This is a genomic window from Pseudomonas sp. WS 5411, from assembly GCF_012985595.1.
In the GTDB taxonomy this organism is placed as follows: Bacteria; Pseudomonadota; Gammaproteobacteria; order Pseudomonadales; family Pseudomonadaceae; genus Aquipseudomonas; species Aquipseudomonas shahriarae.
The window spans coordinates 1-20,177 of the sequence record NZ_JAARMC010000036.1 but is presented as its reverse complement, the minus strand read 5'-3'; the positions used below and the strand labels follow the sequence as shown (position 1 = coordinate 20,177).

Here is a 20,177-nt window from a genome sequence, read left to right as displayed (position 1 = left end):
AAAATCTGTGCTTGAGCAAAGGTAACTCTGGAGTTATTTTTGTTCGGGCCGGAGCAAGGAGGCTGTGGTGCAAAGCAGGCTATTGATCAAGGAACTGCAAGAGGCGGGCTGGGTGTTGGATCGGGTCACGGGCAGTCATCACATTTTCACCCATCGCTATAACCCGTACACGATACCGGTGCCCCATCCCAAGAAGGATCTGCCCTTGGGCACCGTGCGAAGTATCCGGCAGCGTGCCGGGTTGTTTTCGTTCTAGGTCGGTTTTTTCAGGAGAATATTCATGCAATACCCAATCTGTATCGAATGGGGCGATGACTTTACCGCCACCGGTATCCAGATCCCTGATATTCCAGGCGCGGTGACGGCCGGGGACAGTTTTGAAGAGGCTTACAACGCCGCCGTCGAAGTGGCTCACATCCTGTTGCAGGAGCTGGCTGGCGAAGGCCGCGCGATTCCGATGCCGACCTCGGTGGCGACGCACCACGGCAATGAGGAGTACGCCGGGATGGGCTGGGGGATGCTTGAGCTCGATATCTCGCCTTACCTGGGCAAGACCGAGAAGGTCAATGTCACGTTGCCGGGGTATGTGATCCAGCGTATTGACCGTTATGTACGCGAGCACAAGGTCAAAAGCCGCTCGTCATTCCTGGCGGATGCGGCGCTGGAGAAGTTGGTGCGCTCTTGAAATCGGTGAGTTCGGTGGTGGGGCGTCGAAGCTAAAATGTAGAGCGGATATTTCGTGGGACGGCGAGGATTTGGATTAAGAAACGTGTGTCTTTTTTGCGTTTTCCAAGGGCCATCAGCAAGTTGAATGGGCTTTTTCAAGACGGCATAACCCTTGGGGATTGTAAGGATCCATGTGTTTTGTCAGTAAACCGAACAAGCGGCCAAAGCGTTTCAATAAGACTCAAAGCCCCGGTGGCGGGGCGATTTCCTGCATGAAAGATTAGGCACGGATGACGGGGACCGAGACGGCTTTCTGCGATGAAGGCGGCGCAGTTGGGCCCTGATATCCCAGTTATTAATCGAATCGGAGATCGCCATGAGTCAAATCAACAACACTGCTGCTCATCCTGGCTGCTGTCCTGAAGGCATGCACGGGCCGTTCAGGGAACCCATGTCTGCCCGTGGGAAACGCTCCCTCAGCACTGATCAGGTTGCCGGGCATCTTACGCGCAGCGGTACGCGTTTTAACGATCGGGACGGGGACGGCAAGACGCAGGTTTCCTACAAGCTCCAGGGTTTCACCGAGCAGCAGAAAACCTGTGCTCGCCGGGCCATGGAGGCTTGGCAAGACGTGGCCAACATCAGTTTTCATGAGAACGCCCGCAAGACGGATGGATCTATAGAGGTGTCCGGCTCTCATCGCATGGAAAGTGGCGTGGCATGGGGGCCGACACGGCACAATCCCGCGGCGAAAGCCACGATCGGTACACGGCGTGCCTCACATGCGCCCAAGGAGGGGAGTTACTTCCACACCACGATGGTTCACGAGATAGGCCATTGCCTGGGGCTGGCGCATCCCGGTGACTACAACGGTGGCGGATCGTACGAGCGGGATGCGAAGTTTGCGCAGGACACCCGGGCCGGTACGGTCATGAGTTATTGGGCAGAGCACAAGAACGCGGGTCATGACTTCAAGGGGCGGATGCCCTCGGCACCCATGATGTATGACATCGCGGCGGTTCAGCGTCTTTATGGTGCCAACCACACTACCCGCAACACAGACACGACCTATGGGTTCAACTCCAATACCGGGCGTGACGTACTGAGCATCAAGAGCGCTGCGGATTCAGCGGTTTTTTGTGTCTGGGACGGCGGCGGTAACGACACCCTGGATTTCTCCGGCTATTCCCAGGACCAAAACATCAACCTCAATGCGCAATCATTCTCGGACGTCGGGGGAATGAAAGGTAATGTTTCCATCGCCAAGGGCGTGACCCTGGAAAATGCCGTCGGCGGTGCAGGCAATGATGTGCTGACCGGCAATGATGCAGACAATCGCCTCAAGGGGGGCAGGGGGGCAGACAAGCTGCGCGGAGGCGGCGGGGCGGACATCTTCGTCTACGACAAGGCCAGTGAATCCACGCCGCAGAACCCCGACCTGATCGAGGATTTCACCAGCGGCACCGACAAAGTCGATGTTTCTGGCGCCTTGAGAGAAGCCGGTATCAAACACCTCAACTTCTCCAGTCAATTCAATGGGCAGCCAGGCAATGCCGTGCTGGGTTATGACGCACGTACGGGGCGTGGCAGTCTGGCGATTGATATGAACGGTAGCGGCAAACCTGACTTGCTGTTGACCACTGCCGGTAAAATCCAAGCCACCGATATCGTGACGGGAGGACCGACGCCAACCCCCGGGCCCGCCCCCTTACCCACCCCGGCGCCAACCCCTGTGCCGCCCCCGACTCCGACCCCACCGCCTATGCCGGCACCCGCTCCCGCTGAATCTCTACTCACGATCTTGACGAGTGTGCTCCAGAGTACCCTCATGCTGTTGCAGGGGCTCATTCGGTTATTTGAGAAGGGCCAGGCAGGGCAAGGGCATCGGTAGGTGAGGGTTGGCACCTGGTGGGTTCAGGCTTTTACTGTCGACGCGCCCCTGGACACACTCAAGAAGCGCAGCAAGGCCACCAACGGGAACGCGCTACCCACTAGGATCACCCCAAGCCAGCCGCCGTGTTCATACACACTGCTGGCAATCGCCGAGCCAAAGGCGCCACCGATGAAGATGCTGGTCATGTACAGCGCGTTCAAGCGGCTGCGGCTGTGGGCGTCGAGGGCATAGATGGTGCGCTGGCCGAGGACCATATTCATCTGCACGCAGAAGTCCAGGACCACGCCCGTGACCATCAAGCCGATGACGCTGTAGGCCGGATGTACCAGCGCCGGTAGAAAACTCAGGGCCGCCAGCAACATGGCCAGCAACGAAGCGCGGTGGGTGTGGCCGGCGTCTGCCAGGCGCCCACTGATCGGTGCTGCGATGGCGCCGAGGGCACCGACCAGGGCAAACAGGGCGATCTGGCTCTGGCTCAAGCCGTGGTTGCGTGAGAGTTCCAGGGGCACGGCGGTCCAGAACAGGCTGAAGGCAGCGAACAGGCAACCCTGGTAGAACGCCCGTTGGCGCAGCAACGGTTGCTCGCGCAGCAGGGTGGCCAACGAGCGCAACAACTGGCCATAGCTGGCACTGTGGTCCGGCTGGCGTTTGGGCACGGTCAACAACAGCACCACGCTGATAATGGCCATCATCGCGGCTGCGGCCATGAACATCGCCCGCCAGCCGAAGTGGTCCGCCACCAGGCTGGACACCGGCCGTGCCAGCAGGATTCCCAGCAACAGGCCACCCATGATGCTACCCACCACCCGGCCACGGGACTCGGCAGGTGCCAAGTGCGCGGCCAGGGGAATCAGGATCTGCACTGACACCGAGCTGAAGCCAATCAGCAACGACACCAACAGGAACAGGTTCGGTTCTTTGGTGAAGGCTGCACCCAACAGGCTGGCGATGGCGACCACGGTGGTGATGATCATCAGCCGACGGTTTTCCAGCAGGTCGCCCAGCGGCACCAGGAAGAACAGGCCCAGGGCATAGCCAATCTGGGTCAGGGACACGATCAGGCTGGCCATGGCGGGTGTCAGGCCGATGTCCGGGGCAATCAACTCAATGATCGGTTGTGCGTAGTAGATGTTGGCGACGATGGCGCCACAGCAGAACGCAAACAGCAGCACCATGCCACGGGTCATGGTGGCGGTCGCGGGTGAGGTAGCGGTCATGGTGTTCTCGTTAAAACGGGGAAGGATGGCGTGAAGGGTAAAGGGTAGGCGAGGGAGGGGGTAAAGTGTTACTGATGATTTCAGTCATGCCTGGCATTAATGCCTTGCGCAGAACCTAATGTGGGAGCGGGCTTGCCCGCGATGGCGGCGTGTCAGGTTAGAAATACCTGGCTGATACACCGCTATCGCGGGCAAGCCCGCTCCCACATTTTTTGAACGAGTTTTGTCAGTTATTGACCGTTGTAGATCTGGTCGAAGACCCCGCCATCATTGAAGTGGGTTTTCTGCACGGTGCGCCAGTCGCCAAAGGTCTTCTCTACCGAGAGGAAGTCAACTTTCGGGAAACGGTCGGTGTATTTGGCCAGCACCGCTGGGTCACGTGGACGCAGGTAGTTGTTGGCGGCAATTTCCTGGCCTTCGGCCGACCACAGGTATTTCAGGTAGTCATCGGCCACCGCACGGGTGCCTTTCTTCTCGACCACTTTGTCGACCACCGACACCGGCGGCTCGGCTTCAGCGGAAACGCTTGGGTAAACCACTTCGAACTGATCGCGGCCGAACTCACGGGCAATCATTTCCGCTTCGTTTTCAAAGGTCACCAGCACGTCGCCGATCTGGTTGGTCATGAACGTGGTGGTCGCGGCACGGCCACCGGTATCGAGCACCGGTGCCTGCTTGAACAGCTTGCCGACAAAGTCCTTGGCCTTGTTTTCATCGCCGCCGTTCTTCAGCACATAGCCCCAGGCCGACAGGTAGGTGTAGCGCCCGTTACCGGAAGTCTTGGGGTTGGGCACGATCACCTGTACGCCATCCTTGAGCAGGTCCGGCCAGTCTTTCAGGGCCTTGGGGTTGCCCTTGCGTACGATAAATACGGTGGCGGAAGTGAATGGCGCGCTGTTGTTCGGCAGGCGGGTGACCCAGTTGTCGGGCACCAGTTTGCCGTTGTCCGCCAGGGCGTTGATGTCGGTGGCCATGTTCATGGTGATCACGTCAGCCGGCAGGCCGTCGATGACCGAGCGCGCCTGTTTGCTGGAACCGCCGAAGGACATCTGCAAGGTCAGCTTGTCGTTCGGGTGTTCGGCTTGCCAGTGCTTCTGGAACGCCGCGTTGTAGTCCTTGTAGAAGTCACGCATCACGTCATACGAGACGTTGAGCAGGGTGGTCGAGGCGGCCTGGGCGCCAATAGACAGTGCAAGGCCGGCGGCCAGGAGCGAAGCGCTAACGAGTTTTTTCACTGCTCATTCCTTGTTGTTCGCGAAGGTGGTGGCTTATAGCCCACGACTATAGCCGCGGTGGCATAGATGCTTAAAGATTAAAAAGAACTTTGCTTATTCCACTTTTTTATAGAGCCCGTTGCCGCAGCGCGAACAGAAGGCCGCGTTGGGTTCGTGGCTGCTTTTCTTGCACACCGGGCAGTCGTGTTGCAATTGCTCGCCGCGCATGGCGTTGGCCAGTTCGGCGGTAAAGATCCCGGTGGGCACGGCGATGATCGAGTAGCCGGTGATCATCACCAGCGACGAGATCACCTGGCCCAGCGGGGTCTTGGGCACGATGTCGCCAAAGCCTACGGTGGTCAGGGTCACGATGGCCCAGTAGATGCCCTTGGGAATGCTGGTAAAGCCATGCTCCGGGCCCTCGATCACGTACATCAGGGTGCCGAACACCGTCACCAGGGTGCAGACGCTGACCAGGAACACCACAATCTTTTGCTTGCTGCCGCGCAGCGCCGACATCAGGTAGTTGGCTTGCTTGAGGTACGGGCTGAGCTTGAGCACCCGGAAGATCCGCAACATGCGGATGATGCGGATAATCAGCAGGTACTGGGCGTCGCTGTAGTACAGGGCGAGGATGCCGGGGACGATGGCCAGCAAGTCCACCAGCCCGTAGAAACTGAAGGCATAGCGCAATGGCTTGGGCGAGCAATACAGGCGCAGGCCGTACTCGATGGCGAAGATCAGCGTGAAGCCCCACTCGATATAGGCCAGCACATCGGCGTAGTTCTGGTGCACGACGTCGATGCTGTCGAGCATCACGATCACTATGCTGGCGAGGATGATCAGCAACAGGATGCCGTCGAAGCGCCGCCCGGCCGCCGTGTCGCTCTGGAAAACCATGACGTAGAGCCGCTGGCGCCAGTCGTTGTTACTGTCCATGAAGTCCGCCTGAATCGAAGATCTGCGAAGCCTAGGGGGATTCGAACGGGCTGTCCATGTTGGACCGGTGCCGCAGACGCAGGGTGGCGCGCACCAGCCAGCAGGCGAGGATAAACGGCGCAGTCAGCGGTGCCAGGTGCAGGCCGGCGAAGCCTGGGGCAAGCAGGCATGCCAGGAGGATGCCGAGCAGGGGCAGCCAGGGTTGGCGCCGGTACTGGCTGAGGGCCAGGGCGGCAAGCGCCGGGTTATAGCTGTGCAGGCCGAGCAGGGCGCCAGCGCGGTCGTCGAGCAGCAGGCCGAGTGCCATGCCGCTGCAGGCGCCCACCACGGCCCACAGTGCTGCGCGAGGGCTGGCCAGCAGCAGGCCAAGGGCGATCAGCACGCCGGCCAGTGGTTGATCCAGCAGCACGATCTGCCCCAGGCCGATCAGCGGAGCGCTTAGCCAGTCCAGGGGGGCCGGCGTAGTGATAGGCAGCGCGGCAGGTGCGACCGTGCCGAGCAACAGCCAGCCTAACCCGACGAAGGGCACGGTATAGGCAGGCAAGTCATCGCCATGGCCCGTGCGCTTGACCCATTGCCGGGTCAGGATCGCACTCAGGCCGCCGCAGGCCAGGATCAGCGGCGGCAGCAAGGCCGACCAGGCGAAATGCTGGCTGATCAGTAATCCCAGCAACACACCGTTGTAGCTATAGAGCCCGGCCTGGCGCTCGGCCTTGGGATAGTCGCGGCGCTGGGCCGTGAGCAGGCCGGCGACCCCGCCCAGCAGCGCACCGCCGAGCAGGGCCGGGGCGCAGGTGAGGATCGCCAGCAGGCAGAGCAGGCCACACAGCGGGTGGCGTTGCAGGAATATCTGGCTGAAGCCGTTGAGCAGAGCTTCGGCCCAGTCGGGGCAGGTTGGGTTGGGCATGGTGAGGGAGTCAGGGAGACCGAGTTGCCCTTATCGCAGGCAAGCCCGCTCCCCCATTTTGATTGGCGAACCCAATCAAATGTGGAAGCTGGCTTGCCCGTGATGAGGCCCGAACAGACGCTAGATCAACGTCTCAATGCGCAGCGAGTTGGTCGACCCCGGTTGCCCAAACGGCACCCCCGCCGTGATCAACAAGGTATCCCCACGCTGTGCCATGCCTTGGGCCTGGGCGATTTCCAGCGCGGTGGAACACACCTCGTCCACCTGCCTCAAGCGGTCATTGACCACCGAATGCACACCCCAGGCCACGCTCAAGCGGCGCGCAGTGGACAGGTTGGGCGTGAGGTTGAGGATCGGCACCGCCGGGCGCTCCCGTGCTGCACGCAGGCTGGAGCTGCCCGACTCGCTGTAGTTCACCAGCACCGCCACCGGCAGGATGCTGCTGATCCGACGGATCGCGCAGCTGATGGCGTCGGACACCGTGGCATCGGCCTTGGGCCGGCTTACATCCAGTTGGGTCTGGTAGTCCGGGCCGTTCTCCACCTGGCGGATGATCTTGCTCATCATCTGCACCGCTTCCAACGGGTATTCGCCGGACGCGGTTTCGGCCGACAGCATCACCGCATCGGCGCCTTCGGCCACGGCATTGGCCACGTCGGTGACTTCGGCGCGGGTGGGGGCCGGCGAGAAGCGCATGGACTCGAGCATCTGTGTGGCCACCACCACCGGTTTGCCCAGCTGGCGGCAGGTGCTGATGATGTCTTTCTGGATTTGCGGCACGCTTTCGGCCGGCACTTCCACGCCCAGGTCCCCTCTGGCGACCATGATCGCATCGCTCAACTCGGCGATTTCCTGCAGGTAGCGCACCGCCGAGGGTTTTTCGATCTTCGCCATCAAGAACGCCTTGTCACCGATCAGCTCGCGGGCTTCGCGGATATCTTCGGGGCGTTGCACAAACGACAGCGCCACCCAGTCCACGCCCAGCTCCAGGCCGAAGCTCAGGTCGCGGCGGTCCTTGGCGGTCAGTGGGCTGAGTTCCAACAAGGCTTGTGGGACGTTCACCCCTTTACGGTCGGACAGTTCGCCGCCATTCAACACTGTGGTGTCGATCGCGTCGGCATGCTTGGTAATCACCCGCAGGCGCAGCTTGCCGTCATCCAGCAACAGGTCCATGCCCGGCTCCAGGGCCTTGATGATTTCCGGGTGGGGCAGGTTGACCCGGCGCTGATCGCCCGGTGTCGGGTCAAGGTCCAGGCGCAATGCCTGGCCACGCACCAGTTGCACCTTGCCTTCGGCGAAACGCCCGACCCGCAGCTTGGGCCCTTGCAGGTCCATCAGGATCCCCAGGGGGTAATTGAGCTGGCGTTCAACCTGGCGGATCCATTGGTAGCGCTGGGCATGGTCGGCGTGCTCGCCATGGCTGAAGTTCAGGCGAAAGATGTTCACCCCGGCTTCCACCAGCTCGCGGATGTCATCAATACCGTCGGTGGCCGGCCCCAGGGTGGCGAGGATTTTGACCTTCTTGTCAGGCGTCATGGGCAGCAGTCTCAAGTATCAAAATGGCGCGGAAGTCGTTGACGTTGGTACGGGTCGGCTCGGTGACGATCAACGCGTCGAGTGCCGCGAAATAGCCGTAGCCATTGTTGTTATCCAGCTCATCGCTGGCCGACAGGCCCAGGGCCTCGGCGCGGGCGTAGCTGGTGGGGGTCATGATTGCCCCGGCGTTGTCTTCTGAGCCGTCGATGCCGTCGGTGTCACCGGCCAGGGCGTAGACGCCGGGCAGGCCCTTGAGGCTGTCGGTCAGGCTCAGCAGGAATTCGGCGTTGCGTCCGCCACGGCCATTGCCGCGCACGGTCACGGTGGTCTCGCCGCCGGACAGGATCACGCAGGGTGCCGCCAGTGGCTGGCCGTGCTGCACGATTTGCCGGGCAATGCCGGCGTGGACCTTGGCCACGTCCCGCGCTTCGCCTTCCAGATCACCGAGGATCAGTGGGCTGAAACCGGCCTGGCGCACTTTCACCGCCACCGCTTCGAGGGATTGCTGCGGCCGTGCGATCAATTGGAAATGGCTGCGCGCCAGGCACGGGTCGCCGGGTTTGACCGTCTCTGATTCCGGGTTCTGCAACCAGCTGCGCACCGAGGCCGGCACTTCGATCTGGTAACGCTTGAGAATCGCCAGCGCCTGTTGCGAGGTGCTCGGGTCGCCTACGGTCGGGCCGGAGGCAATCACCGTGGCCTGGTCGCCCGGCACATCGGAAATCGCGTAGGTGTAGACCGTGGCCGGCCAGGCGGCCTTGGCCAGGCGCCCACCCTTGATCGCCGAGAGGTGCTTGCGCACGCAATTCATCTCGCCGATGGTCGCGCCGGATTTGAGCAGGGCTTTGTTGATGGCTTGTTTGTCGGCCAGGGTGATACCCGCTGCCGGCAACGCCAACAGGGCCGAACCGCCGCCAGACAGCAGGAAGATCACCCGGTCGTCTTCGCCCAGGTTGCTGATCAGCGCCAGCACACGCTTGGCCACGGCCTGGCCGGCGGCATCCGGCACGGGGTGCGCTGCTTCGACCACTTCGATTTTCTGGCAGGGTGCGCCGTGGCCGTAGCGTGTGACCACCAGGCCCGAAACCTCGCCCTGCCAGCTGTTTTCCACGACCAGGGCCATGGCGGCTGCGGCTTTGCCCGCGCCGATCACGATCACCCGGCCGCTGCGGTCGGCGGGCAGATAAGGTTCGAGGACTTGCCGGGGGTGGGCAGCGTCGATGGCTGTGGCAAACAGCTCGCGAAGCAGGTGTTGCGGATCGACCGACATAAGCGGGCTCCCGGATTCTTGTTATTGGGTTTGAAGCGTGGAATGAGGGCCAAATGTGGGAGCAGGCAAACCAGCTCCCACCAGGGATTGCATTCCGAAAGGGGAGGTTACTTATCGCGAATCGAGAAATTCGCCATATGCTCCAACCCCTTGATCAGCGCCGAATGGTCCCAGTTGCCGCCGCCAATCGCGGTGCAGGTACTGAACACTTGCTGGGTACCGGCGGTGTTGGGCAGGTTGATCCCCAGCTCCTTGGCGCCGGCCAGGGCCAGGTTCAAATCCTTCTGGTGCAGGTTGATACGGAAACCCGGATCGAAGGTGCCCTTGATCATCCGCTCGCCATGCACTTCGAGGATCTTCGACGAGGCGAAGCCACCCATCAGCGCTTCGCGCACCTTGGCCGGATCTGCACCGTTCTTTGCGGCGAACAGCAGTGCTTCGGCCACCGCCTGGATGTTCAGCGCCACGATGATCTGGTTTGCCACCTTGGCGGTCTGGCCATCGCCATTGCCGCCCACCAGGGTGATGTTCTTGCCCATGCTCTGGAACAGCGCCAGGGCGCGTTCGAACGTTTGCGGCTCGCCGCCGACCATGATGCTCAGGGTCGCGGCCTTGGCACCGACTTCACCGCCCGACACTGGGGCGTCGAGGTACTGCGCGCCGGTGGCGTTGATCTTTGCGGCAAAGGCCTTGGTGGCGGTGGGTGAGATCGAACTCATGTCGATCACCACTTTGTTCGGCGACAGGCCTGCGGCAACACCGTCGGCGCGGAACAGCACGTCATCGACCTGGGGGGTATCGGGCACCATGACGATGATGAATTCCGCTTCCTGGGCCACTTGCTGCGGGTTGGCCAGGGCCACGGCACCGGCGGCGATCAACTCGGCGGGCGCCTTGCCGTGGTGCTCGGAGAGGAACAGTTGGTGACCTGCTTTCTGCAGGTTCGCGGCCATGGGTTGGCCCATGATGCCGGTGCCGATAAAGCCGATTTTAGCCATGATGAAATCCTCTTTTTATTAGTTGTGCAGGTCTGGCACTGCCCCCTGTGGGGTCGCTCAGATGGCGTTATGGCTCTTGAGCCAACCCAGGCCAGCCTCGGTAGTGGTCAACGGCTTGTACTCACAGCCGACCCACCCCTGATAGCCAATGCGATCCAGATGCTCGAACAGGAACCGGTAGTTGATCTCCCCGGTGCCTGGCTCGTTGCGCCCCGGGTTGTCCGCCAGCTGGATATGGTTGATCTGATCCAGGTGCGTGGCCATGGTGCGCGCCAGGTCGCCTTCCATGATTTGCATGTGATAGATGTCGTACTGCAGGAACAGGTTGGCACTGCCCACCTGTTCGCGAATCGCCAGGGCCTGCGCGGTGTTGTTCAGGTAGAAGCCTGGAATGTCGCGGGTGTTGATCGCTTCCATCACCAGCTTGATCCCCACCGCCTGCAGCTTGTCGGCTGCGTACTTGAGGTTGGCGACGAAGGTTTTTTCCAGGGTGGCGTCATCCACACCGGCGGGGCGAATCCCCGCCAGACAGTTGATCTGGGTATTGCCCAGCACCTGGGCGTAGGCGATGGCCAGGTTGACCCCGGCGCGGAACTCTTCGACCCGGTCCGGGTGGCAAGCCAGGCCGCGCTCGCCGCTGGCCCAGTCACCGGCCGGCAGGTTGAACAGCACTTGTGTCAAACCGTGGGCGTCGAGTTGTGCCTTGATTTCGGCGGAGCTGAACTCGTAGGGGAACAGGTATTCCACCCCACTGAAACCGGCATCGGCGGCGGCTTTGAAGCGGGCGAGAAAGTCCTGTTCGGTAAACAGCATGGACAGGTTGGCAGCAAAACGCGGCATGGGGTTCTCCTTAATCGAGCAATGAAATGGCAGTCGGTGCGTCGTTGCCCACCAGTGCCAGATCTTCAAATTCGTTGACGGCGTTGATCTCGGTGCCCATGGAAATATTGGTCACGCGCTCCAGAATAATCTCGACAATCACCGGCACCTTGAACTCTTCGATCATTTCCTGGGCCTTGCGCAGCGCGGGCTGGATCTGGCCCGGCTCGAACACACGCAGGGCCTTGCAACCCAGGCCTTCGGCGACGGCAACGTGGTCGACGCCATAACCGTTAAGTTCCGGGGCGTTGAGGTTGTCGAAAGACAACTGCACACAGTAGTCCATTTCAAACCCGCGCTGGGCCTGGCGGATCAGTCCCAGGTAGGAGTTGTTTACCACCACGTGGATGTACGGCAGCTTGAACTGCGCACCCACGGCCAGCTCTTCGATCATGAACTGGAAGTCATAGTCGCCGGACAGCGCCACCACCTTGCGGCTCGGGTCGGCCTTGACCACGCCCAGTGCGGCCGGAATGGTCCAGCCCAATGGGCCGGCCTGGCCGCAGTTGATCCAGTGGCGCGGCTTGTAGACGTGCAGGAACTGCGCACCGGCAATTTGCGACAGGCCGATGGTGCTGACGTAGCAGGTGTCTTTGCCGAACACCTGGTTCATCTCTTCGTACACCCGTTGCGGCTTGACCGGGACGTTGTCGAAGTGGGTCTTGCGGTGCAGGGTGGCTTTGCGCTGCTGGCAATCATGCAACCAGGCGCTGCGGTCCTTGAGCTTGCCGGCGGCTTTCCACTCGCGGGCCACTTCGATAAACATCGTCAGCGCGGCACCGGCGTCGGACACGATGCCCAGGTCCGGGGTGAACACACGGCCGATTTGCGTCGGCTCGATGTCAACGTGAATGAACTTGCGACCTTCGGTATACACCTCCACCGAGCCGGTGTGACGGTTGGCCCAGCGGTTGCCGACGCCCAATACCACGTCGGACTTGAGCATCGTAGCGTTGCCATAACGGTGTGAGGTTTGCAGGCCGACCATGCCCACCATCAGCGGGTGATCGTCGGGGATGGTGCCCCAGCCCATCAGCGTCGGGATCACTGGGATACCGGTCAGTTCGGCAAATTCCACCAACAGCTCGCTGGCGTCGGCATTGATCACGCCGCCGCCGCTGACCAGCAGCGGGCGTTCAGCCTGGTCGAGCATGGCCAGGGCTTTCTCAACCTGGATGCGTGTGGCCAGTGGCTTGGCCAACGGCAGTGGCTGGTAGGCGTCGATGTCGAACTCGATCTCGGCCATCTGCACGTCGAACGGCAAGTCGATCAGCACCGGGCCGGGGCGCCCGGAGCGCATTTCATAGAAGGCTTTCTGGAACGCATACGGCACTTGGCCAGGTTCGAGCACGGTGGTCGCCCACTTGGTCACTGGCTTGACGATGCTGGTGATGTCCACGGCCTGGAAGTCTTCCTTGTGCATGCGGGCACGGGGCGCTTGCCCGGTGATGCACAGGATCGGGATCGAGTCGGCCGAGGCGCTGTACAGGCCGGTGACCATGTCTGTGCCCGCCGGGCCCGAAGTGCCGATGCACACGCCGATATTGCCGGCCTTGGTGCGGGTATACCCCTCGGCCATGTGCGAAGCGCCTTCCACGTGGCGAGCGAGGACGTGATCGATGCCGCCGACCTTTTGCAGGGCCGAATACAACGGGTTGATCGCGGCGCCTGGGATACCGAAGGCGGTGTCTACACCCTCACGGCGCATCACCAGAACGGCGGCTTCGATTGCTCTCATTTTGCTCATGGTTTTGGTGCCTCTTGCGTTTTGTAATTGTATACAAGTGGTGTTGCTTCAAAGTGTATTCACGGCGAGCGGCGCAGGTCAATCCATTTTATTCTCACGCCTGTGCATTCGTCGGAAGGCTTTTTAGCGGGATTATTTCGACGTATGGTGCGTATGTTTCGAAATATTGTATACAAAAAATAAATCTATTGTGTTCTATTTGTTGCGTCCGGCTTCTGATCATTCAGAGCCCAAAGGCTTTCTCAATAACAAGATAAGGACGGCACCCATGAGCGCTCTAACCTTGAAAGTCGCAGTCAACCTGGTCAGCCAGGCCATCACCGCTGGCCGCACCATTGCCGCTGCACCGCTGACCATCGCGGTGCTCGACAGCGGCGGGCACCTGATCACCCTGCAACGCGAAGACGGCGCCAGCCTGCTGCGCCCGCAAATCGCTATCGGCAAGGCCTGGGGCGCGATTGCCCTGGGCAAGGGCTCGCGCCTGCTGGCCCTGGATGCCCAGCAACGCCCGGCATTTATCGCCGCGCTGAACAGCCTGGGGCAGGGCGGCGTGGTGCCGGCGCCGGGCGGCGTGTTGATCCGGGACCCGGCGGGGGTGGTGCTGGGGGCGATCGGGATCAGTGGGGATACGTCGGATATTGATGAGCAGTGCGCGATCAGCGCGATTGAAGGGGTGGGGTTGTTGGCGGATGCGGGGGTGAGTGCTTGATGTTGAGGTGACTGGGCGATAGCCATCGCAGGCAGGTCAGCTCCCACACCTGATGTGTACCGGGCGCACATTGTCCGACTTATGCTAATCCCTGTGGGAGCTGGCTTGCCTGCGATGCTGGCGACTCGGTATGCGCTCATAACCAGATCGCATCCCACAGCGGATAGTCGCCGCACGTCTTTACAAGGCCGGCCCTCAGAGGGTTGGCAACGATGTATCGAGCGATGCCTTCAAGGTTTTCTTCCTGGCGCACGGCATGATCATGAAAGCCGGGTTGCCATAGGCGTCCCTGTCGACCAGCTACCGCATTGACCACCCGGGTGCTTTTGGATTTCACCTGGCGCATCAAATCGGCCAGAGAGCCCTTATCCAGTGAGATCAGCCAATGGAAGTGATCAGGCATGACTACCCAGGCCAGCGAGGTCACTAGCCCTTGGCTTTGAGCGTTTCTAAATTGTTGAACCACCAATCGACCTAATTTGAAATCCTCGAATATCGGGGTGCGATCCAGTGTATTGGTGGTGAGGTGATAGATTCGATTAGGTTCGTTGTAGCGCCCGATGCGCAGGCGGTTTGATGCAGGTAGGTCAGGCATTCCATTGCCTCTCTCCAGAAAGTGTTCTGAGAGGCTAGATTCGGGAGGCTGGGTTTGGTGGGCAGGCTTTTGGCAGGATGTGTCTGAGCGATTGCTATCGCGGGCAAGCCCGCTCCCACAGTGGACTTTTGGTGTTCATACATTTTGTGTCTGGCACGGGACCTGTGGGAGCTGGCTTGCCTGCGATAGCCACACCACGGTCCCTCAGTCCGGCTCACACCCCTTCAACACCAACCGAATAATCGTCTGCGCCGCCGCTTCATAATCGGCCTCATCCAGCTTGGCCTTGCCGGTCACCGCTGAGATCTGCCAGTCGAAGTCGGCATAGGTCTGGGTCGCTGCCCAGATGCTGAACATCAGGTGGTTGGGGTCGATGGCGGCGATCAGGCCGCGATCGACCCAGCTCTGGATGCAGTCGATGTTGTGCTTGGCCTGGGCGTTGAGCTGCTGCACCTGCTCGGGGCTCAGGTGTGGCGCGCCGTGCATGATTTCGCTGGCGAACACTTTCGAGGCAAAGGGCAGATCGCGGGAGATGCTGATCTTCGAGCGAATATAGCTGCTCAGCACTTGCTTGGGGTCACCGTCCGGGTTGAAGGGGGTGGAGGCGGCCAGGATCGGCTCGATGATGCTTTCGAGCACCTCGCGGTAGAGGTTGTCCTTGGACTTGAAGTAGTAATAGACGTTGGGTTTGGGTAGCCCGGCCTTGGCGGCGATGTCGCTGGTTTTGGTCGCGGCGAAGCCCTTGTCGGCAAACTCCTCGCTGGCTGCCCGCAGGATCAGTTCTTTGTTGCGCTCGCGAATGGTGCTCATAGACCAGATGATTCCTTGCCAGGACAGGCGGTTGCGCATGGTAGCACCGGCGATCCGCGGGCCTCAAGAATCTGCCCGCGACGCTTTGTACCACGCTATGCTGCGAAATATCCCACATTAAGGACGTCCGATTCATGGCAGGAAGCAGCTTGTTGGTATTGATTGATGACATCGCCGCCGTCCTCGACGACGTGGCCCTGATGACAAAAATGGCCGCCAAGAAAACCGCCGGGGTGCTGGGGGATGACTTGGCGCTCAATGCCCAGCAAGTTTCCGGCGTGCGCGCCGAGCGGGAAATCCCGGTGGTGTGGGCGGTTGCCAAGGGTTCGTTTATCAACAAGCTGATCCTGGTGCCCACCGCGCTGTTGATCAGCGCCTTCGCGCCCTGGGCGGTCACCCCACTGTTAATGCTCGGCGGCGCCTATCTGTGTTTCGAGGGCTTTGAAAAGCTCGCCCATAAATTCCTCCACAGCAAGGCCGAAGATCAGGCCGAACATGCCCAGTTGGTCGCAGCCGTGGCCGATCCGGCAACGGACCTGGTGGCCTTCGAAAAGGACAAGATCAAGGGCGCCATCCGCACCGACTTTATCCTCTCGGCCGAAATCATCGCGATCACCCTGGGCACCGTGGCGGATGCGCCGTTGATGCAGCAAGTGATCGTGCTGTCGGGCATCGCCCTGGTCATGACCATCGGCGTGTACGGCCTGGTGGCCGGTATCGTCAAGCTCGATGACCTGGGCCTGTGGATGTCGCAAAAGCCCGGCCAGTGGGTACGTGATATCGGCAACGGACTTCTGCGAACCGCACCGTACATGATGAAAAGCCTGTCGGTGATCGGCACGGCGGCAATGTTCATGGTCGGTGGCGGCATCCTCACCCACGGCGTGCCCGCGGTGCATCACTGGATTGAAAGCGTGAGCCAGAGCATCGGTGGCATCTCCTGGCTGGTGCAGACCCTGCTCAATGCCGTCGCGGGGATCATCGCCGGGGCGGTGGTGCTGGCGCTGGTGTCTGTAGCGAGCAAGGCGTGGCGCGCCTTGAGGGGCTAGGCGTTACCGCAGCGCGCTGTAGCCTTTTTCGCTGAACGCCTTGAACAGCTGCGCTTCCGAGCCTGCGGAAACACTGCCGAACTGGCCAAAACCCTGTACGTGCTGATCGTTTTGCTGGGCTGGGCCCTGACGCTCCAAGTCTTCACTGCCATCAATATAGGTTGCCACTTTAGCCAGGTTATAGGCGGCATTGGCACGTGATTCGGGGTCGCGGTTGGCTGCGCTCCAATCGCCGGTTTGCTGCTTGAGCTGATTGATGAAGTTGCTTGCAAAAGGACCATCTTGTTTGAGGATGTCCTTGAGGATCGGAGTCTCCTTGAAGATTTGCCCTGCGCTGCGATTGTCGCCGCGCGGTCGGCCATAGGCGCCTCTGGGGGCGTCCAGATGAGGTTTTGTTGAGGCTTGGGATTCAGCCGTCGGGGGCGCGGCGAGGGTGGGTGCCGTGAGGGTGGGCTGGGAAACCGATATCGTCATGTTTAAGTTCCACTGGAAAGTTCGAGGTGGGCAGAGTGCGGTCAGCCTGTTTTGTGTCGGGCTTATCTGCATGGGGGCCTGGACTTTAAGTGGCAGGGGCGTACGAACTGGTTCCGAGGGGTGGGCTGCTGACAGCCGAAAAAAAAGGCCATCGAACGTTTCGATGGCCTTTTTGCACGCTGGGTAACGTTATTCGGCAATCTGCAACTTGCGCGACTCGGTATACACATACCGCACTTTTTCATACTCGAACGGCGAGTTCATCTGGCCGTAGCGAAAGCTGGTCTGGTAGCGCTTGTCTACTGCGCGCAGGGCCCAGATTTCCGGGTGGTTGGAGCTGACTTCGGACACGTTGAGGTAGTTGATCTGCGATTCGGCGGTGTAGTCGACGAGCAGGCCACCGGTGTCGCGCAGGTTCGATGGGCCGAGGATCGGCAGGATCAGGTAAGCCCCGCCCGGTACGCCGTAGAAGCCCAGGGTCTGGCCGAAGTCTTCGCTCTGGCGCGGCAGGCCCATGGCGGTGGCTGGGTCCCACAGTCCGGCGATGCCAATAGTGGTGTTGACCAACAGGCGGCCGGTGGTCTCAAGGGAGCGGTGGCCCTTGAGTTGCAGCAGGCTGTTCATCAGGTTGGGCACGTCGCCCAGGTTGTTGAAGAAGTTGCTGACGCCGGTGCGCAGGAAGCTGGGGGTGACGTAGCGATAGCCGTCGACCACGGGCAGGAATACCCATTGGTCGAAGCGGTAGTTGAAGTGGTACACCCGACGGTTCCACGACTCCAGCGGGTCATAGACGTTGAGGGCGTTGAGGGTCGAGCGCTCGAACTCGCGCTGATCCAGGCCAGGGTTGAACTTGAGCTTGCTTAAGGGCTCCTTGAAGCCATCCTGGTCGATCACGGTCGGTGCATGAGCCTTGCTGTTGTCCGCGTTGGCAACGCCCGCACAGAGTAAGGCGGCAAGAAGCAGGAGATGTTTAGCCACGGAAAAACTCCAGCATGGCGTCGGCGTTGACGCGGTAATTGAGGTTGCCGCAGTGGCCGCCCAGCGGGTAGACGGTCAAGCGATCGCCGAAGGTCTTGCGCAAGAAGCCCAGGTCGCCAGGGCCGAGGATCACGTCGTCGGCGTTGTGCATCACGGCGATTTTCGGGCTGTCACGCAGGTAATCCTCAAGGGCGTACAGGCTCACCTGGTCGATCAGTTGCAGCAGGCTGCCGCCGTCGGAGCGGGCGCGCCACATCGGGATCACTTGTTCGGTCAGGTAGCAGTCGAAATCACACTGCAGCGCACGCTTGAGGAACGGCGTGAGGCTGGTGCTTTCGGTGATCGGGTATTTGGGCGGGATGATCAGGCCGCGACGGTTGATCAGGTCCGAGGTAAAGGCGATATCGGCCGCCGAGAAGCGGAACGAGGTGCCGATCAGCATCGCCATCTGCTCGTTGGTCAGGTGCTCCTTGGAGTTCTGGAAGTCGTAGAGCAGGGCATCGTTCATGTCGATATAGCCCTTTTGCTGGAAGTAGCGGGTCAGCTTGTTCAACACCAGCTCATAGAAGGTGGTGCTGTTGTTGATGCCCTTGACCTCGGTCTGCACCAGCTTGTCGAGGTTGGTGATGGAGGTATAGAGGTTGACCGGCGGGTTCAGCAGCAGCACTTTCTTGAAGTTGAAGCTGCGTCGGGTTTCGTCCAGTTTGGCGACGAACGCCGCGTCCAGCGCCCCCAGGCTGTAGCCGGTGAGGTAGAAGTCGGTGACCGGCAGCGTGGCGTTTTGTGCGCGCACGGCCTGCATCACGCGGTACATGTCTTCGGCGTCTTCCTGGGTGATGCCAGGTGTGGCAAAGCGCGAGGCGGCGCTGATGAAGTCGAAGCTGGTGGGCGACGACAGTTGGACGACATGGTAGCCGGCCTTGTAGTACAGCTTTTTCAGGTATTCGTTGAGAGAGCTGTCAAAACGCGCACCGGTGCCGGCGATCAGGAAGATCAGTGGCGCGGCGCGATCCTGTTTGGCAATGCGGTAGGTGAGCTTCTTCACCGCCCAGAAGTTGTCGGGCAGGCTGAATTCACGCTCCGGGCGCATGTTCAGGTTGTAGTCGGATTGGTTGATGTCATCAATGGATGGCAAATCCGGCCGCAAGTCCGGTGGCGTTGTGGCGATGGTCGCTTCGAACGGGTTGGTCAAAGGGTAGCCATAGCTGGCCGGGTCGACGTCGACCGCCAGTGCTGACGCACTCAAAAAAAGGCCACCCAACAGGGCAGCGCAGCGCAAGGAACGGAGCATGACTAAATCCCTAAGAGGAAACGTGCTTAATGAAGTTCGCAGGCTATGACCACCGCGTTATCGCCGAAGTGCCAGCCATCGGCACTTAATATCGGAAAAAACATAGGAATCGAGGTAATAGTGTGCAGACGATACACTTTGGCACGCTTTGATGAATAGTTATCTGTGCGCAACCCTTGCCAATGGCCCAGGGGAGATTAAGCTGGGCGCCGTTTTCGTCTATCGGAGTGCCCTTATGTCCCGTCGTTTGCCGCTGATCCTGCTGCTGTTGGCCTTGCCGTTATGGCTGGCTGCCAGTTATGGCGCCCGTTATGGGTTTATGGAGGACGGGCAGTGGGTGGGCATCTGCGTTGACGATGCCAGCCGCTGGGAGTGCCAGTTACGGGCGAACCTGGGTTTGATGATCCACTTCAAGGTCATGGGCTGGGCGGCGCTGGTCACCTCGGTGCTGGCGTTTGTACTGCCAGGCCGTGCCGGTTGGGGTTTGGCGGTGTTGGGGCTGGCGTTCGGGATTCCGGCATTGGCGTTGTACAACACCAATTTTGCGGTGTTTGCCTTGGTGATTGCCGGGTTGCGGTTGGTCAGGGCGCCTCGGGCTGCCTGATAGGGCCAATCGCAGCATAGGTATCTACACAACTCTTTAGCTTATTGGGTTTGTGTACATATCCGATGCTGGGGTCACGGCGGCTATTGGTTCCGCCCTTACGGCGGGTCACTTTCGAAGAGCGCGAAAGTAACCAAAGCGCTTTTGCCCCACCACTCGGCACCTCGCCTAGGCTCGGTGTGCCCGTCATCCGACATTGATTTGGGGGGCCGCCGCGATGGGCCATCCCTGGCCCAGCGCGGCTAACCCGGCGTCCTGCCGGGTTACCCCCCAAATCAATAGCGGATGACGGCCAGCGTGGTTTAACGGGGCGCCTCAGATCAAAAGCAAAGCGAGGCGGCCTGACAGCCGACCTGATCGTCGAAGCGTGCGCATATACCTGTGGGAGCTGGCTTGTCGG

20 protein-coding genes are annotated in these 20,177 nt (G+C 60.8%); 6 read left to right on the top strand and 14 right to left on the bottom strand.

The window, feature by feature from the left end; translation table 11 throughout:
• The first annotated feature begins 67 nt into the window (after positions 1-67).
• The 3 genes from HBR93_RS26125 to HBR93_RS26115 all read left to right on the top strand — a co-directional run bounded on the left by HBR93_RS26125 (position 68) and on the right by HBR93_RS26115 (position 2,557).
• Entirely contained in the window at positions 68-256 is a 189-nt protein-coding gene (locus HBR93_RS26125; protein WP_115127685.1) for a type II toxin-antitoxin system HicA family toxin, read from the top strand.
• A 24-nt stretch (positions 257-280) separates the two neighbouring features.
• Positions 281-685, top strand: a complete 405-nt coding sequence (locus HBR93_RS26120) for a type II toxin-antitoxin system HicB family antitoxin (RefSeq protein ID WP_057438841.1) — start codon at positions 281-283, stop codon at positions 683-685.
• A gap of 357 nt (positions 686-1,042) precedes the next feature.
• Positions 1,043-2,557 (top strand): M10 family metallopeptidase C-terminal domain-containing protein, encoded by a 1,515-nt coding sequence (locus tag HBR93_RS26115; protein WP_178112299.1) that lies wholly within the window; start codon positions 1,043-1,045, stop codon positions 2,555-2,557.
• 23 nt (positions 2,558-2,580) lie between these two features.
• Here HBR93_RS26115 and HBR93_RS26110 read toward each other — a convergent pair whose 3' ends face one another.
• From HBR93_RS26110 to gcl, 9 genes are all read right to left on the bottom strand, one after another.
• On the bottom strand, positions 2,581-3,777 hold the full coding sequence (locus HBR93_RS26110) for an MFS transporter (protein ID WP_169961381.1): 1,197 nt from the start codon (positions 3,775-3,777) through the stop codon (positions 2,581-2,583).
• 230 nt (positions 3,778-4,007) lie between these two features.
• On the bottom strand, positions 4,008-5,012 hold the full coding sequence (locus HBR93_RS26105) for a sulfate ABC transporter substrate-binding protein (RefSeq protein WP_057438843.1): 1,005 nt from the start codon (positions 5,010-5,012) through the stop codon (positions 4,008-4,010).
• 93 nt (positions 5,013-5,105) lie between these two features.
• Complete coding sequence (locus HBR93_RS26100; RefSeq protein WP_057438844.1) at positions 5,106-5,930, bottom strand: ion transporter; 825 nt, start codon at positions 5,928-5,930, stop codon at positions 5,106-5,108.
• 31 nt (positions 5,931-5,961) lie between these two features.
• Positions 5,962-6,837 carry an urea transporter gene (locus tag HBR93_RS26095; protein WP_169876543.1) on the bottom strand — a complete coding sequence of 292 codons (876 nt, stop codon included), beginning with the start codon at positions 6,835-6,837 and terminating at the stop codon, positions 5,962-5,964.
• A 120-nt stretch (positions 6,838-6,957) separates the two neighbouring features.
• Positions 6,958-8,373: a pyruvate kinase gene (gene pyk / locus HBR93_RS26090; RefSeq protein ID WP_057958973.1), complete on the bottom strand. Its 1,416-nt coding sequence runs from the start codon at positions 8,371-8,373 to the stop codon at positions 6,958-6,960.
• Entirely contained in the window at positions 8,363-9,643 is a 1,281-nt protein-coding gene (locus HBR93_RS26085) for a glycerate kinase (protein ID WP_120732266.1), read from the bottom strand. Before HBR93_RS26085 ends, pyk begins: the two co-directional genes overlap by 11 nt.
• A gap of 107 nt (positions 9,644-9,750) precedes the next feature.
• Positions 9,751-10,641, bottom strand: a complete 891-nt coding sequence (locus tag HBR93_RS26080) for a 2-hydroxy-3-oxopropionate reductase (protein WP_057958974.1) — start codon at positions 10,639-10,641, stop codon at positions 9,751-9,753.
• Between the two features lie 57 nt (positions 10,642-10,698).
• Positions 10,699-11,481, bottom strand: coding sequence for a hydroxypyruvate isomerase (gene hyi / locus HBR93_RS26075; RefSeq protein WP_169961380.1), 783 nt, complete (start codon positions 11,479-11,481; stop codon positions 10,699-10,701).
• Positions 11,482-11,491: 10 nt separating this feature from the next.
• Positions 11,492-13,267, bottom strand: coding sequence for a glyoxylate carboligase (gene gcl, locus HBR93_RS26070; protein ID WP_057438849.1), 1,776 nt, complete (start codon positions 13,265-13,267; stop codon positions 11,492-11,494).
• Positions 13,268-13,535: 268 nt separating this feature from the next.
• Here gcl and HBR93_RS26065 point away from each other — a divergent pair, with 268 nt between their 5' ends.
• The gene (locus tag HBR93_RS26065) at positions 13,536-13,976 is read left to right on the top strand and encodes a heme-binding protein (RefSeq protein ID WP_057438850.1); all 441 of its coding nucleotides are present in this window, start codon (positions 13,536-13,538) and stop codon (positions 13,974-13,976) included.
• 136 nt (positions 13,977-14,112) lie between these two features.
• Here the strand turns inward: HBR93_RS26065 and HBR93_RS26060 are convergent, their stop codons facing one another.
• The gene (locus HBR93_RS26060; RefSeq protein ID WP_169961379.1) at positions 14,113-14,571 is read right to left on the bottom strand and encodes a transposase; all 459 of its coding nucleotides are present in this window, start codon (positions 14,569-14,571) and stop codon (positions 14,113-14,115) included.
• Positions 14,572-14,775: 204 nt separating this feature from the next.
• Entirely contained in the window at positions 14,776-15,381 is a 606-nt protein-coding gene (locus tag HBR93_RS26055) for a TetR/AcrR family transcriptional regulator (protein WP_057438851.1), read from the bottom strand.
• 134 nt (positions 15,382-15,515) lie between these two features.
• Here HBR93_RS26055 and HBR93_RS26050 point away from each other — a divergent pair, with 134 nt between their 5' ends.
• Complete coding sequence (locus HBR93_RS26050; RefSeq protein ID WP_169961378.1) at positions 15,516-16,430, top strand: DUF808 domain-containing protein; 915 nt, start codon at positions 15,516-15,518, stop codon at positions 16,428-16,430.
• A 3-nt stretch (positions 16,431-16,433) separates the two neighbouring features.
• Here HBR93_RS26050 and HBR93_RS26810 read toward each other — a convergent pair whose 3' ends face one another.
• The 3 genes from HBR93_RS26810 to HBR93_RS26035 form a co-directional block, all read right to left on the bottom strand.
• A complete protein-coding gene (locus HBR93_RS26810) occupies positions 16,434-16,976 on the bottom strand; it encodes a hypothetical protein (RefSeq protein WP_178112298.1) in 543 nt (180 codons plus the stop codon).
• A 117-nt stretch (positions 16,977-17,093) separates the two neighbouring features.
• A complete protein-coding gene (locus HBR93_RS26040) occupies positions 17,094-17,882 on the bottom strand; it encodes a VacJ family lipoprotein (protein WP_057958978.1) in 789 nt (262 codons plus the stop codon).
• Positions 17,875-19,173 carry a serine/threonine protein kinase gene (locus tag HBR93_RS26035; RefSeq protein ID WP_057438855.1) on the bottom strand — a complete coding sequence of 433 codons (1,299 nt, stop codon included), beginning with the start codon at positions 19,171-19,173 and terminating at the stop codon, positions 17,875-17,877. Before HBR93_RS26035 ends, HBR93_RS26040 begins: the two co-directional genes overlap by 8 nt.
• 235 nt (positions 19,174-19,408) lie before the next feature.
• On the opposite strand from HBR93_RS26035, the gene HBR93_RS26030 reads away from it, so the two are divergent.
• Positions 19,409-19,777: a hypothetical protein gene (locus HBR93_RS26030; RefSeq protein ID WP_057958979.1), complete on the top strand. Its 369-nt coding sequence runs from the start codon at positions 19,409-19,411 to the stop codon at positions 19,775-19,777.
• Positions 19,778-20,177: the final 400 nt, after the last annotated feature.

Coding starts and splice junctions, on each gene's coding strand:
- HBR93_RS26050 (WP_169961378.1), top strand. CDS start 15,516: ATGGCAGGAAGCAGCTTGTTGGTATTGATTGATGACATCGCCGCCGTC.
- HBR93_RS26035 (WP_057438855.1), bottom strand. CDS start 19,173: ATGCTCCGTTCCTTGCGCTGCGCTGCCCTGTTGGGTGGCCTTTTTTTG.
- HBR93_RS26080 (WP_057958974.1), bottom strand. CDS start 10,641: ATGGCTAAAATCGGCTTTATCGGCACCGGCATCATGGGCCAACCCATG.
- HBR93_RS26110 (WP_169961381.1), bottom strand. CDS start 3,777: ATGACCGCTACCTCACCCGCGACCGCCACCATGACCCGTGGCATGGTG.
- HBR93_RS26100 (WP_057438844.1), bottom strand. CDS start 5,930: ATGGACAGTAACAACGACTGGCGCCAGCGGCTCTACGTCATGGTTTTC.
- HBR93_RS26085 (WP_120732266.1), bottom strand. CDS start 9,643: ATGTCGGTCGATCCGCAACACCTGCTTCGCGAGCTGTTTGCCACAGCC.
- HBR93_RS26030 (WP_057958979.1), top strand. CDS start 19,409: ATGTCCCGTCGTTTGCCGCTGATCCTGCTGCTGTTGGCCTTGCCGTTA.
- HBR93_RS26810 (WP_178112298.1), bottom strand. CDS start 16,976: ATGCAGATAAGCCCGACACAAAACAGGCTGACCGCACTCTGCCCACCT.
- HBR93_RS26055 (WP_057438851.1), bottom strand. CDS start 15,381: ATGAGCACCATTCGCGAGCGCAACAAAGAACTGATCCTGCGGGCAGCC.
- HBR93_RS26120 (WP_057438841.1), top strand. CDS start 281: ATGCAATACCCAATCTGTATCGAATGGGGCGATGACTTTACCGCCACC.
- pyk (WP_057958973.1), bottom strand. CDS start 8,373: ATGACGCCTGACAAGAAGGTCAAAATCCTCGCCACCCTGGGGCCGGCC.
- gcl (WP_057438849.1), bottom strand. CDS start 13,267: ATGAGCAAAATGAGAGCAATCGAAGCCGCCGTTCTGGTGATGCGCCGT.
- HBR93_RS26065 (WP_057438850.1), top strand. CDS start 13,536: ATGAGCGCTCTAACCTTGAAAGTCGCAGTCAACCTGGTCAGCCAGGCC.
- hyi (WP_169961380.1), bottom strand. CDS start 11,481: ATGCCGCGTTTTGCTGCCAACCTGTCCATGCTGTTTACCGAACAGGAC.
- HBR93_RS26115 (WP_178112299.1), top strand. CDS start 1,043: ATGAGTCAAATCAACAACACTGCTGCTCATCCTGGCTGCTGTCCTGAA.
- HBR93_RS26060 (WP_169961379.1), bottom strand. CDS start 14,571: ATGCCTGACCTACCTGCATCAAACCGCCTGCGCATCGGGCGCTACAAC.
- HBR93_RS26095 (WP_169876543.1), bottom strand. CDS start 6,837: ATGCCCAACCCAACCTGCCCCGACTGGGCCGAAGCTCTGCTCAACGGC.